The sequence below is a fragment of the Achromobacter sp. HZ34 genome (genome assembly GCF_002209485.1).
Taxonomy (GTDB): domain Bacteria; phylum Pseudomonadota; class Gammaproteobacteria; order Burkholderiales; family Burkholderiaceae_B; genus Bordetella_C.
Genome location: NZ_NJIX01000006.1, coordinates 363,831 through 378,388 on the forward strand (window position 1 = coordinate 363,831; position 14,558 = coordinate 378,388).

Below are 14,558 nucleotides of genomic sequence, written 5' to 3' on the forward strand. Positions count from 1 at the left end.
GCCAGCATGCCCCTTTCCGCTCCTACGCCCACGCCCAGGCCTATGTCCGGGGCCGCTGCGCTGCGCAAACCGCAGCTGGACTCCAGCTTCTTGCTGGCGCTTCCGCTGCTTCTCTATTTCCTTATCTTCGTGCTGGCGCCGCAGATCGTGCTGCTGGTCATGAGCGTGCGCGGCCAGGACGGCGCGTTGACGGCGGCGAACTTCGTGCGCGCGCTGTCCGACCCCATGACCTATGGCGTGCTGTTCGGCACGCTGCGCCTGGGCGTCTACGCCACCGTGGCAACCATTCTGGCGGGCTTTCCCTATGCGTTGGCGATGGTGACCGTGGGGCCGCGGCTGCGCTCGGCCATGCTGCTGCTCGTCATCCTGCCATTGCTGGTCAGCGCCATCGTGCGTACCTTTGGCTGGCTGGTGACCTTGGGCAACCAGGGGCCCATCAACGCGTTGCTGCTGTGGCTGGGCTGGATCGATCATCCGATTCGCATCCTGTTTACCGAATCCGCTGTCGTGATCGGCCTGACGCAGATCGAACTGCCCATGATGGTATTGGCGCTGTACACCGTGCTGTCACGCGTCGATGGCAGTCTGGCGCTGGCTTCGCGGTCGTTGGGTGCCGGGCATTGGCGCACCTTCGTGCAGGTGCTGCTGCCCTTGAGCGTGCCGGGCCTGATAGGCGGCGCGGCCTTGGTGTTCGCTTCGGCGGTGGGGGCGTTTGTGTCGCAGACCATCCTGGGTGGCGGCGGCCTGCTGTACATGCCCATGTACATCTACCAGCAATCCATCCTGAACCAGGATTGGGGCTTCGCGGCGGCGCTGGCGGTGATCCTGATGATCACGGTCAGCGCCATCATCTTCGCCGGCACCGTGCTGGCGCGGCGTTCGCAGGGGTATATCCATGGCTGAATCCACGCTCGGCGTCCGCATTCGGCGCCGCGTCGACGCCGCCATCTGGCGGTTGGCATCGGGCGCCACGCTGGCGGTGGCGGTCCTGCTGCTGCTCGTGCCGACGTTCATCGCACTGGCGGCATCCTTCAATGGCGGCGAATCCCTGCGATTTCCCCCGCGTGACATGTCCTGGCGCTGGTACGGGGCCCTGTGGAACGAGTCCGACGACATCTGGCAGGCCTTCGCCATCAGCCTGCGTGTGTCCTTGCTGGCGACGCTGGGGGCCGGCCTGATGGCGACGCTGGCGGCCCTGTATCTGTCCAGGCAGCGTACCGCCTGGGCCCGTGCGCTGGAAACGTTCTTCCAGTCGCCGATGATGCTGCCCGGGATCAGCCTTGGATTGGCGATGCTGGTGTGGCTGCAGACGATAGGTGTGCCGCTGTCCTATTGGAGCCTGGTCATCGGCCATATGGCGATTTCCACGCCTTACATCATCCGCACCGCCTTGATCGGCTTTGGCCAGATCGATCCCAGCTTGCTGGAAGCGTCGCGCAGCCTGGGCGCCGATGGTACGCGCACCTTTATCCGCATCACCCTGCCGCTGGCGCTGCCGGCCGTGCTGGCGGGCAGCTTCATCGCTTTCATGTTCTCTTTCGATAATGTGCCGATATCGCTATTCCTGTCGGATGCGCGTAGCGAAGTGCTGCCGATCCGCTTGTGGAACCTGATAGAGAACCTGCTGGACGTGCGAGCCGCGGCAGTCGCCGGGGTATTGATTATCTTCACCATCGTTTTTGCGCTCGTCATGGAACGGGTGCTGGGAGTTTCTCGCTATGTCCGCTGAGTCGACGTCCATTGATTCTGTGTCGATGCAATCCGCGCTGAGTGCGGATCTTCAAGCCGAAACCGCGCTGGCGGCGGAATTGTTCGACACCTTGCGCAGCAGGTCGCGGAGTGAGTTGGGCGTGACCCGAGCCTCGTACGGCGAGGGCGAACAAATGGCGCACGATCTGATGCGCGATTTGGGCCGTCGCCTGGACCTGGAAGAACGAATCGATGCGGCAGGGAATCTCTATCTGACCTTGCCGGGAACTGAGCGTGATTTACCTGCCATCATGACCGGATCGCATCTGGATTCCGTGCCGGATGGCGGCAATTATGATGGCGCGGCTGGCGTGGTCGCCGGCATGGCAATGCTGGCGCGCTGGCGGCGGGCAGGGCGCTTGCCGCGTCACGACATTACTGTCATGGGCGTGCGTGCGGAGGAACTATCCTGGTTTCCCGCGCCTTATATCGGCAGCCGTGCCGCGTGGGGCCTGCTTGAAGCGGAGGCCCTGGACCAGTGCGTACGCCCCGACACCGGGAAAACGCTGGGCGAGCATATGGCGATGTGCGGTTTCGAGCCTGACCGCATACGCCGGCGCGAACCTCAGTTGCGTGCTTCGGATATCGAGTGTTTCCTGGAGTTGCACATCGAACAAGGGCCGTTGCTGGTGCAGGAAAGCATCCCCGTGGGCGTGGTGACAGGGATCCGGGGGAATCTGCGCTACAAGAATTGCCATGTGGTGGGCCGCTATGGCCATGCGGGCGCCGAACCGCGCCGCTCCCGGCAGGACGCGGTATTCGCGGTCGCCGAGTTCCTTAACCGCCTTGAAGCCATGTGGATCGATTACGAGTCGCGTGGGTTGGATCTGGTCTGCACCGTGGGGCAATGCCATACGGACGCGAAGGTGCATACCATGACCAAGATTCCTGGCGAAGCCTGGTTCACCATGGATATCCGCAGCCAGGACAATGATCTGCTTATGCAGATCGATCGGACCGTGCGGGACATGGCTGAGGAAATCGGCACCCGGCGCGGCGTAAAAATCGACCTGGGCGCCTACACCAACGCATTGCCTGGCCCGATTGCGCCGGTCCACCGCGAACGCCTGGTCCGGTTGGCGAACGATCTTGGCATCGAGCATGTCCAGATGGCCAGCGGCGCGGGGCACGACTCCGCGGTCTTTGGCATCAGCGGCGTTCCCACCGCGATGATTTTCGTGCGCAATGAGCATGGCAGTCATAATCCCGACGAAGCCATGGAAATCGCGGATTTCGCCGAGGGCCTTAAACTGCTGGTGGCCGCTGTGGAGGATATCGATGCCAGTCAATGAGGGAGCCAAGCCCGGGACGAGCGACGCTGACGAGAATGTCTATAACCTCATCCGGCGTGCCATTTTTTCCGGACTGCTGCGACCGGGGCTGAAGCTGCAGGAGCCGCCCATCGCGCGGGTGCTGAATGTCAGCCGCGAGAGAGTGCGTAAGGCATTGCAGCGCTTGACCCATGAGAAGTGGCTGGACGCGGTGCCCAATCGCGGGACTTTCATTCCAGTGCCGACCGTCGAGGAACTGCACGCGATCTACGACGCTCGCAAGATCCTGGAACTGGGCGTGACGCGGCAGGTCGCTGAGCGGCGCCGGGTGCTGGCGGTGAATCGGCTGGCAGAGCATGTCGCTTCCGAGCGCAATGCTGCTGAGCGGGATGACCGGGGGCTGGCATTTCGGCTGTCCGCCGAATTTCATTTCCTGCTGGTGGAGTTGACCGGCAATCCATATCTGGTCGATATGCATCGAGGGTTGATGCAGCGGTCTTCCCTGCATTTTTCGCTGTTCGCGCCGGCTTCGCTGCATGAGTGCACGTCGCATAATTGTGCGGGGCCGCATGAACATGAGGGAATCATGCAAGCCATTCTCGATGGCAATGCCGCGCGGGCCGAGAAGCTGATGACGCATCACCTGGACGAACTGGAAACGCTGCTGGCGTTACGGCGGCAGAAGTTCGATTTTCTGGAGATCGAGGAAGCCTTTGCGCGGCTGGCGCAGCAGGATGAGGAGAGGGAGGCGGGGATGTTGGCGGGGGCGTAGTGGATTTTTTCTGCGCCTCAGCCGCCCAGTCCCTTAGCGTCCATGCCCATTGGGCTTGGTCCCTGCCCCGGTCTTCCCCTCATCGCTTCCTGGCCTTATCCTTGTCCACCAGGCAGACCCATTCTGTGCCTGCTTGTCTTCGAATCCCTCTTATCTACGGATTGCCATGACCACATCCATTGCCGACCGCCTGCGTGAACTTGGCGTTGAATTGCCCAGCCTGCCCAAGCCCGGTGGTAGCTATGTTCCCTTCCGCCGCCATGGCGATCTCCTGTTCATGGCGGGGCAGACCAGCTCGCGCGACGGCAAAGCCGTCTACAGCGGCCCGGTGCAAGGGGCTGACGACATCGAACGAGGTTATGCCGCAGCGCGCTTATGTGCCGTGAACATGCTCGCCGCGCTCAAGGAAGCATGCGATGGTGACCTGGATCGCGTTGGCGGGTGCTTGAAAGTCAACGGCTACGTATTGGCCCCGCCTACGTTCGAATCCGTCCCCGCCGTGATCAATGGCGCTTCCGACCTGCTGGTGGAAGTCTTCGGCGACGCTGGCCGCCACGCGCGTACGGCGATAGGCGTTGCGGCATTGCCCCGGCACACGACGGTGGAAATCGAAGCGACGTTCTTTTTGAAATCCTAAACGCCGGAAGGTGACCCAGCGTTCGCCAGCATGTCCCGCAGTTTCGCTGCAAGGGCATCCACGGCGAACGGCTTGGTCATCATCTCCATGCCGGTATCCAGAAACCCCGCCCGCACCGCCGCGTTTTCCGCGTAACCGGTGATGAACAGAATCCTCAGGCCTGGCCGAGACTGACGCGCGACTTCCGCAAGTTGCCGACCGTTCATCCCTGGCAGGCCGACATCGGTAACGAGCAGGTCTACTCGCCTGTTCGACTCAAGGATGGGAATCGCGGTCGGTGCGTCCACGGCTTCGATTACGCCATAACCAAGCTCGTCCAATACTTCAGTGATGATCATCCGCACGGACGGGTCATCCTCGACGACCATGACGAGTTCACCGGCACCCAGCGGGGTCGCCGAGTCGGCAAGGTTCTGCGCTTCGTCCAATGCGCCATGAAGGCGCGGCAAGAAGAGCTTTACCGTCGTGCCTTTGCCAAGCTCGCTGTAGATCCGGACATGTCCACCGGATTGCCGGGCAAAACCGTAAATCATCGAGAGCCCCAGGCCGGTGCCCTGGCCCATGGGTTTGGTCGTGAAGAAAGGTTCGAATGCGCGCTCGACGGTGCTTTCCGACATGCCCGTGCCGGTATCGGTAACCGACAACACCACGTAGTCGCCCGGCTGCAAGTCGGCGTAGTCGTTGGCGTAACGTTCATCCAGCTGCGTGTTGCCTGTCTCGACCGTCAACTTGCCGCCGCCCGGCATGGCGTCACGCGCGTTGATGCATAAGTTGAGCAGCGCGCTCTCAAGTTGATTGCTATCGCTATAGGCGGACCAGACGCCGCCATCCAGATGCACCGCGAGTGCCACCTGTTCACCGAGCGTCCGATGCAGAAGATCTTCCATGCTCGCAACCAGCACGTTCACATCGGTCGGCTTGAGATCCAGTGACTGGCGGCGGCCGAAAGCCAGCAGGCGCGACGTAAGGGCAGCCGCCCGTTGCGCCGAGACTGTCGCCGTCTCGATATATTTGTCTACGCGATCCATGCGCCCAAGCGCGATGTAGCGCTGAACCAGCGCCAGACCGCCAATGACGCCAGTGAGCATATTGTTGAAGTCGTGTGCAATACCTCCGGTAAGCTGACCCACCGCTTCCATCTTCTGGGCCTGGCGAAGCGCTTCTTCGGCACGCATCAATTCCGCCGTGCGCTCTGCAACGCGCTGCTCAAGCGTTTCATTCAGCGTTCGCAGCGCGGCGAGCGCGCGATCTCGCTCTGCCTGGATGCTGCGACGCTCTTCAACATCGATAACCACGCCAGGAAAGCTGAGGGGCGTGCCATCCGGGCCATGGTCGACATGTCCGTTCGCTTCAATCCAGTAATAGCGGCCATCGGCGCGCCGAACCCTGTATTGGTAGGCATATGGGCCGCCGCGCTTTATGACTTCGCGGATTGCATCGGCCAGCCCTGCCTTGTCGTCCGGGTGCACCGTTTCGACAATTTGCGCTAGAGGGATCCCATTGCGGCCGAGCGCCGGATCCAGCCCGAAGGCCTTGGCGAAGCCGTCATCGACCGCGAATTGATCGCTAGGCAAATCCCAATGCCATGTCCCGATGATCGCGCCAGCGCCCAGGGCCAGTTGCACACGCTCTGCATTCTCGCGCGCGGAGGCTTCGCTGGCACGGAGGCGCTCCTGGGTGTCGTGGCGCGCGGTGACGTCGCTAAACAAGATGGCAATCTGCCGGTCGGCGGGATCGCCAACCCGGACGGCCCGCACATCGAACCAGCGCTTGAATGCCTCGGCGTAGTTCTCGAAGGTGGCCGGTTCGCCCGTGCTGGCGACATGGCCATAGGTGTCGAACCAGAATTGCTCCAGATCCGGTGCGAACTCGGTGACGAGTTTTCCCTGGAGATCCACGCCTGCCTGACGCTCGAACGCCGGGTTGACCTCGACGAAGCGGTAATTGACGGGCTTGTCATTCTCATCGAACACGACTTTCACGATGGCGAATGCAGCGTCTATGGTTTCGACGATCGTCTGGAAGCGGTCCTTGGCCTGCTTCAGCGCAATACCCGCGGCATGTTCATCGGTTCGATCTCGAAGGATCTTCACGAAGCCGATATGTTCGCCGCTTCCGTCGGAAAGAGGCATCAGCTCACCGGAAGCCCAGAACCTGCTTCCGTCCTTGCGTAGATGCCAACGGTCGTCGGACGCGCGCCCGTCTTGCAAGGCGCGGCTCATCTCATGTCTGATCCGGCCGCTCGCCCGATCTTCGGGAGTGAAAAACAGTTCGGCGTTCTGGCCGATCATTTCCGCGGGGGACCATCCCATGACGTGTTCCGCGCCGGGGTTCCAATCCGTCACGATCCCGTGGGGGTCTACGATGACCATGGCGAAGTCGATCGCGCTTTGGAAGATTGCGCGCTGGCGCGCTTCGCTGCTGGCGAGTGCCGCGCGGCTGGTCTCCAGTTCACGTACCAGGTCGCGCGAGGCGGCCAGGTCCGCTTCCACCTTGGCGATCTGGCGCTCGTTGGCGATGCGCAAGGATTCCTCGGCCTGCTTCCGTTCCATGACCAGGCCGGCGGAGCGAGCGACGAAGCTGATCAGCTCGATGTCGTTATCGTCCGGCTCGCGCGGCGCCTGGTAATAGAGCGCGAATGTGCCCAGCAGCTTTCCCGCGCTCGATCTCACGGGCGTGGACCAGCATGCTCGCAGTCCATAGGACAGTGCGACATCGCGGTAGTTCGCCCATAAGGGATTGGTGGCGATATCCGAGACGTAGACAGGCTCGCCACTGAACGCGACGGTGCCACAGGAACCGACTCCCGGCCCGACGTGAATGCCGTCTATGGCCTTGTTGTAGGTGTCGGGCAAACTCGGTGCGGCACCATGTCTCAGGCACAGCCCGTCCTCGTCGAGGATAAGAATGGAGGCGAGGACTTTGGTTTCCGACAGACCTTCTACGGTATGTGTGATTGCCTCGAGCGTTTGATGCAGCCCTGTGTCGCCCATCGCAAGTTCGAGGATGCGGGCCTGTGCCCGCGCCAATTCGGCGGCGCGGTCGTTGCTCGAAAAAACGGTCAATCGAAACTCCGTGAAGAACGCGCGTAATGGCTAACGGCGCCGTGTGGACTTTATTGCTGGGAAAATTGTCCAACTGTTCGCATTCTTGGACTGCAGTTGGAATGCAGTCATTACATTCGGGGCGAGCCCTGAGCGTGCATCGAAAGAATTCTATCGTAAGCCGCCACGACGCCTGAGGGATTATGTCGCGGGTGTTGCAACGCTGCACGTTGGAGTGGGTGCGCGCGATTGCGACCGTTTGAATGGAAGAGCAAAGATCAGAAATAGAGGCTGGATGAGGCGGTGGAGATACGCAGTCTCACATAGCGAAACAGGCCGCTCAAAGAGCGGCCTGAGAACTGGTAAGCCAGGTGGATCAATCGCCCTACGCGCTGCATCAACATCAGCACTCCCGACTCAGGTGCGTATGCTGGATCAACTAGTGAAGCTTGTCAGGCACCAAAGCTCCGTGCGGGAAAGCTTGGTCAAATTGCTGCCGCAGCGGTTGAAACGGCGGTGGCCAATGCATCACCGGGTAGGATTGCAAGAAGCTTCTGCGGAAGTGTCGCCTCCGACTCTGCAACGCGCGAGGCTACACCAACCCCTCTGCATCCAACGCCCTGCGAACAGCCGGCCGTGCGCGCATGCGCAAATACCAGGCTCGAAGATTTTCTAACTCGTCGAAATGTATGTCGGCCTTGTATGTGGGCGCCAGCCACTGCGCTTGTCCCCACTGCGTCAGCGAGTAGAGGTACGCATCAGCCACCGAGTAATGCCCCATCAGGTAGTCGCAAGTGGCAAGTTGCTCGTCGATCCAGCGGTAGCGTTGCTCCAGTTTGGGCTTGGCCGTTTCGGTGCCGTAAGCCCCGGCCAGCCGGGCATAGAGCAGGGGAATGAATCCCTTGTGGATCTCGGATGACAGAAAACCCAGCCACTCCTGTAAACGATATCGATCGAGGGACCCATGCGCCGGCGCCAGATTTGCCTGGGGCTTCATATCCGCCAGGTATTGGACGATGGCGCTGCCCTCGCGCAGCAACGTCCCATCGTCCAGTTCCAGCAGCGGCACATACCCGAAGGGGCTGAGTTCACGGAAATCACGCCCGTCGTCGGTGTGATGGGTTTTATGGTCGACTTTCACCAGGTCGACGTCGAGGCCCAACTCGTTGATGACGATGTGTGGCGACAGTGAGCATGCGGCAGGTATGTAATACAGCTTCATTCCCAAATCCATAAGGGAGCAAGGCGGAAGGCTTTGCGTGCCCCGGATTGTGTGGGTGAAAGTATAAAAAATGAAGTAGGCACTAAAATGTCATGTAGCGACATTTTTTATACCGAGGTCTGAGATGAAGGTCACCGTATCGGGATGTTCCGTTGAGGAAGCCATGCGCCTGCTGGGTGGGCGATGGAGATTGCTTATCGCCTCTTACCTACTCGACGGACCCAAGCGGTTCAATGCGCTGCGTAAGCTGATGCCATCCATCTCGCAGCGCATGCTGACGCTCGATCTGAAAGCCCTTCAAGAGGCGGGCCTGGTGAAGCGGACGGCTTTTCCCACGGTACCCGTGACGGTCGAATATGAATTGACCGAAGACGGCGCAAGGCTGGCGCCGGTGGTCGAGGTCATGCGCGAATTCGGTCTTTGGGCAAAGGAACGCGCCGAGGTAAGTGAACAAGGCGAGTAGGCCAGGTCCGACGCCGATCCAAGCGGGAGCGAAACATCCTAGGGCAAATCCCTATCCTTGAAAGCAGTTTTCAAATTGGAAGCCTCTTCCAAAATTGAAGAGGCTTCCATAGAATGGCGTCACGCCTCTTACCGACGTGACGCCATGAGCAACATCATCGACCGCTGCTTCACCATCCTCCAGGAACTCTCCTACCACCGGGACGGCCGGACTCTGTCCGAGCTGGCGGAAAAAGCAGGCATTCCCCTCAGCGCGACCCATCGCATCCTCAACGACCTCATCGCCGCCGGCTACGTCCGCAAAGACGAGCGGCACGGCGAATTCACGCTGACGATGTCGATCGTCTCCCTGGCCCTGCGTCACCTGAGCTCCGGCGGCATCGTCGATGTCGCCCAGCCCATCCTCGAACGGCTGGCTGCCAAGAGCAAGGAACTGGTCCGCCTGGCCGTTGTAGACGAGGACCAACTCATCTACGTCGCCAAGGCCCAAGGCGCTACCGTCGGCCTGCGCTACGACCCGGAAATGGGCCAGCCCGTCACCCTCTCATGCAGCGCGGCCGGCATGGTGTGGCTCGGAACAAAATCCGAGGACGAAGCCCTGCGCCTGGTCGCCAAGCAAGGCCTGGGCGACCCCAAGGACTACGGCCCGGACGCCCCCGCCACGATCAAATCCCTGATGACCCTGGTCGAAGCCACGAAAGCCCCCGGCTACGCCACCACCGTCAACGTCTTCCTTCCCGGCATGAGTTCCATGGCCACGCCGGTATTCGGCCCGAACAAGGATGTCCTGGCCGTGCTGATCATCGCCGGCCCCACGACCCGCCTCACCCAGGCTCGCATGGATGAACTGAGCACCGCGCTCATCGAAACCGCCAGCGAGCTAGGCGCCGCCAGCGCCATTTCCCCCATCTTTCAACGTCGTCCAAACCAGCCCCTGCCCACCCGCAAATCCTAGGGCTTTCCCCGCAACGCTTGGTCAAAATACCCATAACGGAGACAACCATGGCCAAACCCCTGACCCGCCGCAACTTGCTCGGCGCGCTAGCTGCCGCCCCTGTCCTGAGCCTGCCCTTCATGTCGCGGGCCCGCGCCGCGGAATACGTGTTCAAGGTTGCCCACCCATTGGCGGCCAATCACCCCACCAATCTGCGTCTGCAGCAGGCGGCCGACCGCATCGCCAAGGACACGGATGGCCGCATCGAGCTGCGCCTTTTCCCCAATAACCAATTGGGCGGCGAAGTGGATCTCCTCAACCAGGTCCGCTCGGGTGCAGTGGAGATGTTCGTGGTCGGCGGCCTGATCGCTTCCAGCGTCGTGCCCATGGCCGCCCTGGACGGTGTCGGTTTCGTGTTCAAGGACTCGGCCGCGGTGATGAAAGGCATGGATGGTGAACTGGGTACGCTGATCCGCAATTCGCTCAAGCAAGCCAATCTGTATGCGCCAGCCACCGTGTGGGACTACGGCTTTCGTCAGGTCACCTCGTCGACGCGCGCCATCAAGACGGTGGGCGATATCGGCGGCATGAAAATCCGCGTGCCCGGCGCCGCCGCCTACGTCGACCTGTTCAAGGCCTTGGGCGCCGCGCCTACCAGCATCCAGTTCAACGAGGTCTATCCGGCCCTGCAGACGAAGATCGTCGATGGCCAGGAAAACCCGCTGGGCGTGATCGTGACGTCGAAGTTCTTCGAAGTGCAGAAGTACTGCTCGCTGACGAATCACATCTGGCAAGGGAACTGGGTCCTGATCAACGGCCGCGTCTGGCGCAATCTGCCGGGCAATCTGCAAGAGATCGTCGAGAAACGCCTGAACGAAGCCGGCCTGGCCCAGCGCCAGGACCTGGCGGGCCAGGAACAGTCCTACAAGGACGCCATCGCCAAGGGCGGCGTGGCCTTCAACGCCGTGGACGTGGACTCGTTCCGCAAGAAGCTCACGGCCGCCGGCTATTACGGCGACGCCCGCAAGAAATTCGGCGACGCCGCCTGGAAGGTGCTGGAGCAGGCCGCCGGCGGGGAACTGGCATGAGCCTCGCCCCGGCGCCGCGTATCGCGCAAGCAGCGCCAGCCCCGCGCTGGCTGGAAATCATCGATGCCGGCCTGGGGCGCGTCGTGGACCTGGTGGCGGCCGCGCTCATCGTGGCCGAAGTCTGCCTGTTGTTCGCGGGGGTGATCGCCCGCTACGCGCTGCACAGCCCTATCGTCTGGTCCGACGAGATGGCCGGCAGCCTGTTTCTCTGGCTAGGCATGCTGGGCGCCGCCATCGCCCTGCGCAAAGGCGAGCACCTGGCCTTCAGCGCACTGAGCCGTGGCGCATCGCCGAAGATGCAGGTGATGCTGCGCGCGACCGTCATGGCCGTGGTCTTCGTGACGCTGTGCCTGATGCTGCATCCCGCCATGGACTACGTGGAAGACGAGTCTTTTGCCGTGTTGCCCAACCTGGGCGTGCCGGCAAGCTGGCGCGTGTTCGGCATCGAGCTGGGTGTCGTCCTCCTGTTGGTGACCGTTCTTCTGCAAGCCGCCAAGGCCAGGCTGGTGCTGGCGACGGTCGCCGCGGCGGTGGCGCTGGCTGTCATCGGCGCGGGGCTGTGGGCCGTCGCGCCCTGGCTGATCAAGATCGGTAACCTGAATCTGTTGGTGTTCTTCGTCGTAATCGTGGGCGTGGCGATCTTCATCGGTGTGCCCATCGGATTCTCATTCGGTATCGCGACGCTGAGCTATCTGTCGCTGACCACCACCACGCCCATGAGCGTCGTCGTCAACCGGCTCGACCAGGGCATGTCCCAGCCCTTGCTGCTGGCGATTCCGCTGTTCATCTTCCTGGGCCTGTTGATCGACGTTACGGGTTTCGCCAAGTCCATCATCGCGTTCCTGGCGGCGTTGCTGGGTTTCGTGCGGGGCGGCCTTTACTACGTACTGCTGGTGGCGATGCTGCTGGTGTCGGGTATCTCGGGATCCAAGGTCGCCGACATGGCCGCGATCGCGCCCGGACTCTTCCCGGAGATGCGCAAACGCGGTGCCAAGGACGGTGACCTGGTCGCCTTGCTCGCCGGTTCGGCGGCCATGGCCGATACCATTCCGCCCAGCATCGTGCTGATCACCTTGGGTTCGGTCACGGGCATCTCCATCGCCAGCCTGTTCGCCGCAGGGCTGCTGCCGGCCTTGCTGCTGGCGGTCTTCCTGGCTGCGTTGACGTTCGTCCGCTCACGCGCCGAACCCAAGCCGGCCGAGTCCCGTCCGGACTGGCGCGTGATCCGGACTTCCTTCGTTGCCGCGCTTCCCGCGATCGCATTGCCTTTCGTCATTCGTTGGGCCGTGGTCGAAGGCGTCGCCACGGCCACGGAGGTATCGACCATCGGCATTGTCTACGCACTGGTCGTCAGCGTGCTGATCTACCGCCCGGTTCAGTGGAATCGCTTCTATCCGGCATTGGTCGAGACCGCGTCGCTGTCGGGCGCCATCCTGTTCGTGATCGGCACGGCCACGGGCATGGCCTGGGCTCTGACTCAATCGGGCTTCTCCAGCGACCTCGCTCGCGGCATGACGGCGATATCCGGCGGCGCCTATGGATTCCTCGCGATCACGGTCGTGGTGTTTCTTCTGCTGGGCAACATCCTGGAGGGTATCCCGGCCATCCTGCTATTCGCGCCCTTGCTGCTGCCTGTCTCCCATACCTTCGGCATCAACGACGTGCACTACGCGATGGTGGTGGTGGTCGCCATGAGCATCGGCTTGTTCGCGCCGCCGTTCGGCATCGGTTTCTATGCGGCCTGCGCCATCGGCAAGGTGACGCCTGACGCGGTGATCCGGCATATGTGGCGCTATCTGGCGGTGCTGGTATTGGGATTGATCGTGATCGCGGCCGTGCCGGCGGTCTCCACGGTATTTATCAGGTGAAGAGAATATGGCGCTATTAGGTAAGGCCGCGTTGGCCATGTGGTGGAATATGGCCGGGCCCATGAAGCCGGAATTCGAAGACTGGCACACGCATGAACATTTTCCGGAACGGTTGCGTGTGCCGGGTTTCCTGCGCAGTTCGCGCTGGACCGAGAACGGGGGCGGGGAAGGGGTGTTCGTCATCTATGAACTGGACACGCATGGGGTGCTGTCGTCGCCGGCTTATCTTGCGCGGCTCAACGATCCCACGCCGTGGTCGCGCAAGCTGATGCCCTATCACCGGGACATGGTGCGCTGCCAATCCCACGTCCTGGTCTCGCACGGCAGCCTGGCCGGACGGCATGCCGTCACGTTGCGGCTGACAGGGGAGGGACCTGAAGGGATCGATCGCTTATGCCGCGATCTGCCGCAACGGCTGGCCTCGCTGGCGGGACGGCCAGGTTTCATCGGTGCGCATCTGCTGCGCCATGAGACGCCGGCCATCGCGCAGACCACGGAGCAGAAGATCCGCGGAACGCCCGATCAGGTCGCTGACGTGGTCGTGCTGTTGACTGGGTACGACGCGGCGGCGCTGGCGGCCGTCGCGGCGGAATTGGACGCAGCTACGCTTCGAGCTTCAGGCGCGTCCGCGGCGCCGGTGGTGGGAACCTATACGCTGTCGCATTCGGCGCTGCCGGCGGATGTTGCTTGACGCCTACTTCACCGCCGCGACAGCGGAATCACGGTACGCCACCGCGTACATGGCCGTCACCACGAACGTGACAAGGACGCAGAGCCCCGTGCCCACGATGACCTGGACCAGCCCGACACCGGTGTAATAGTGCTTCAGCGAGTAGGCAAGCCCATAAGTCTCCCCGGCAACGCTCACCAGCACGAGCAGCATCAGTATCAAAGGCCAGCGTCGGTAAGGCATGGCGGCGCGGTTGCCGCGAAATCCGTACGCCCCGGTCACCGCTGAACGCGGCAGGCTCAAGCCTAAGACCGAGAGCGCGTACAGCACAGGCAGCCAGATCAGCGCCAGCACCGCCAGCAACGTCTCGGCGAACACCATGTCTGTTGGAGCATCCATCACGCCGTACAGGATGTACGGCACATCCCCTGTGATGCGTCCCAGTATCGCCACCGGGACGGTGATTGCAGCGAGCAGAACCAGATGCTGGGCCTCTCCCAAGCCGCCAGGAGCCGAGGACGCCGTGCCCTGCGCATCACCCAGGACGACCACCATATGCCAGGCGTACGTCATCCGGGCCAGCGCTATCACATTGACCCACGCCAGCATGACGAACAGCTGATCGCTGGGCTTGTACATCGTGGACACCAGCAAGGCGAACGGCAGCGTGAGGGTAAACGCCAGCAGCGCCCACGGCGCCGCACCCAGCATGGCCCGTCCCTGCCGCCGTATGGCACCCGCCGTCGCCGCAATAAACCGCCATGCCCCAAGTTTTCTCGACACGAGCTTCCTTCGCACTGAATCGTGGGGCCTCGTTTATACCCCAGCCGCCAGATCCGCA

The 14,558-nt window shown here is 62.2% G+C and carries 13 protein-coding genes; 10 read left to right on the plus strand and 3 right to left on the minus strand.

Annotation, left to right across the window (positions count from 1 at the left end; genetic code table 11):
* Positions 1 to 6: 6 nt before the first annotated feature.
* The 5 genes from CEY05_RS23685 (at position 7) to CEY05_RS23705 (ending at position 4,429) form a co-directional block, all read left to right on the plus strand.
* Positions 7 to 903 carry an ABC transporter permease gene (locus CEY05_RS23685; RefSeq protein WP_158219405.1) on the plus strand — a complete coding sequence of 299 codons (897 nt, stop codon included), beginning with the start codon at positions 7 to 9 and terminating at the stop codon, positions 901 to 903.
* A complete protein-coding gene (locus CEY05_RS23690) occupies positions 896 to 1,729 on the plus strand; it encodes an ABC transporter permease (protein WP_088599715.1) in 834 nt (277 codons plus the stop codon). Before CEY05_RS23685 ends, CEY05_RS23690 begins: the two co-directional genes overlap by 8 nt.
* Positions 1,719 to 3,041 carry a Zn-dependent hydrolase gene (locus CEY05_RS23695; protein ID WP_233161679.1) on the plus strand — a complete coding sequence of 441 codons (1,323 nt, stop codon included), beginning with the start codon at positions 1,719 to 1,721 and terminating at the stop codon, positions 3,039 to 3,041. Before CEY05_RS23690 ends, CEY05_RS23695 begins: the two co-directional genes overlap by 11 nt.
* Positions 3,028 to 3,792, plus strand: a complete 765-nt coding sequence (locus tag CEY05_RS23700; protein WP_158219406.1) for a GntR family transcriptional regulator — start codon at positions 3,028 to 3,030, stop codon at positions 3,790 to 3,792. Before CEY05_RS23695 ends, CEY05_RS23700 begins: the two co-directional genes overlap by 14 nt.
* 166 nt (positions 3,793 to 3,958) lie before the next feature.
* Positions 3,959 to 4,429, plus strand: a complete 471-nt coding sequence (locus CEY05_RS23705; protein WP_088599718.1) for a RidA family protein — start codon at positions 3,959 to 3,961, stop codon at positions 4,427 to 4,429.
* On the opposite strand, the gene CEY05_RS23710 is transcribed toward CEY05_RS23705, so the two are convergent.
* Together CEY05_RS23710 and CEY05_RS23715 are read right to left on the minus strand one after the other, a co-directional pair.
* Complete coding sequence (locus CEY05_RS23710) at positions 4,426 to 7,494, minus strand: PAS domain S-box protein (RefSeq protein WP_143220608.1); 3,069 nt, start codon at positions 7,492 to 7,494, stop codon at positions 4,426 to 4,428. The two genes, CEY05_RS23705 and CEY05_RS23710, sit on opposite strands and share 4 nt — an antisense overlap.
* A gap of 571 nt (positions 7,495 to 8,065) precedes the next feature.
* Positions 8,066 to 8,695: a glutathione S-transferase N-terminal domain-containing protein gene (locus CEY05_RS23715; protein ID WP_088599719.1), complete on the minus strand. Its 630-nt coding sequence runs from the start codon at positions 8,693 to 8,695 to the stop codon at positions 8,066 to 8,068.
* Positions 8,696 to 8,819: 124 nt separating this feature from the next.
* Between CEY05_RS23715 and CEY05_RS23720 the strand changes: the two genes are divergently transcribed.
* The 5 genes from CEY05_RS23720 to CEY05_RS23740 all read left to right on the plus strand — a co-directional run bounded on the left by CEY05_RS23720 (position 8,820) and on the right by CEY05_RS23740 (position 13,738).
* The gene (locus CEY05_RS23720; protein WP_088599720.1) at positions 8,820 to 9,158 is read left to right on the plus strand and encodes a helix-turn-helix domain-containing protein; all 339 of its coding nucleotides are present in this window, start codon (positions 8,820 to 8,822) and stop codon (positions 9,156 to 9,158) included.
* 144 nt (positions 9,159 to 9,302) lie between these two features.
* The gene (locus CEY05_RS23725; protein WP_088599721.1) at positions 9,303 to 10,112 is read left to right on the plus strand and encodes an IclR family transcriptional regulator; all 810 of its coding nucleotides are present in this window, start codon (positions 9,303 to 9,305) and stop codon (positions 10,110 to 10,112) included.
* A gap of 47 nt (positions 10,113 to 10,159) precedes the next feature.
* On the plus strand, positions 10,160 to 11,179 hold the full coding sequence (locus CEY05_RS23730; protein WP_088599722.1) for a TRAP transporter substrate-binding protein: 1,020 nt from the start codon (positions 10,160 to 10,162) through the stop codon (positions 11,177 to 11,179).
* Positions 11,176 to 13,047 (plus strand): TRAP transporter large permease subunit, encoded by a 1,872-nt coding sequence (locus CEY05_RS23735; protein WP_088599723.1) that lies wholly within the window; start codon positions 11,176 to 11,178, stop codon positions 13,045 to 13,047. The genes CEY05_RS23730 and CEY05_RS23735 overlap by 4 nt, the downstream gene beginning before the upstream one ends.
* A gap of 7 nt (positions 13,048 to 13,054) precedes the next feature.
* Complete coding sequence (locus CEY05_RS23740; protein ID WP_088599724.1) at positions 13,055 to 13,738, plus strand: hypothetical protein; 684 nt, start codon at positions 13,055 to 13,057, stop codon at positions 13,736 to 13,738.
* Positions 13,739 to 13,741: 3 nt separating this feature from the next.
* Here CEY05_RS23740 and CEY05_RS23745 read toward each other — a convergent pair whose 3' ends face one another.
* Positions 13,742 to 14,500 carry a hypothetical protein gene (locus tag CEY05_RS23745; protein WP_233161680.1) on the minus strand — a complete coding sequence of 253 codons (759 nt, stop codon included), beginning with the start codon at positions 14,498 to 14,500 and terminating at the stop codon, positions 13,742 to 13,744.
* Positions 14,501 to 14,558 lie beyond the last annotated feature (58 nt).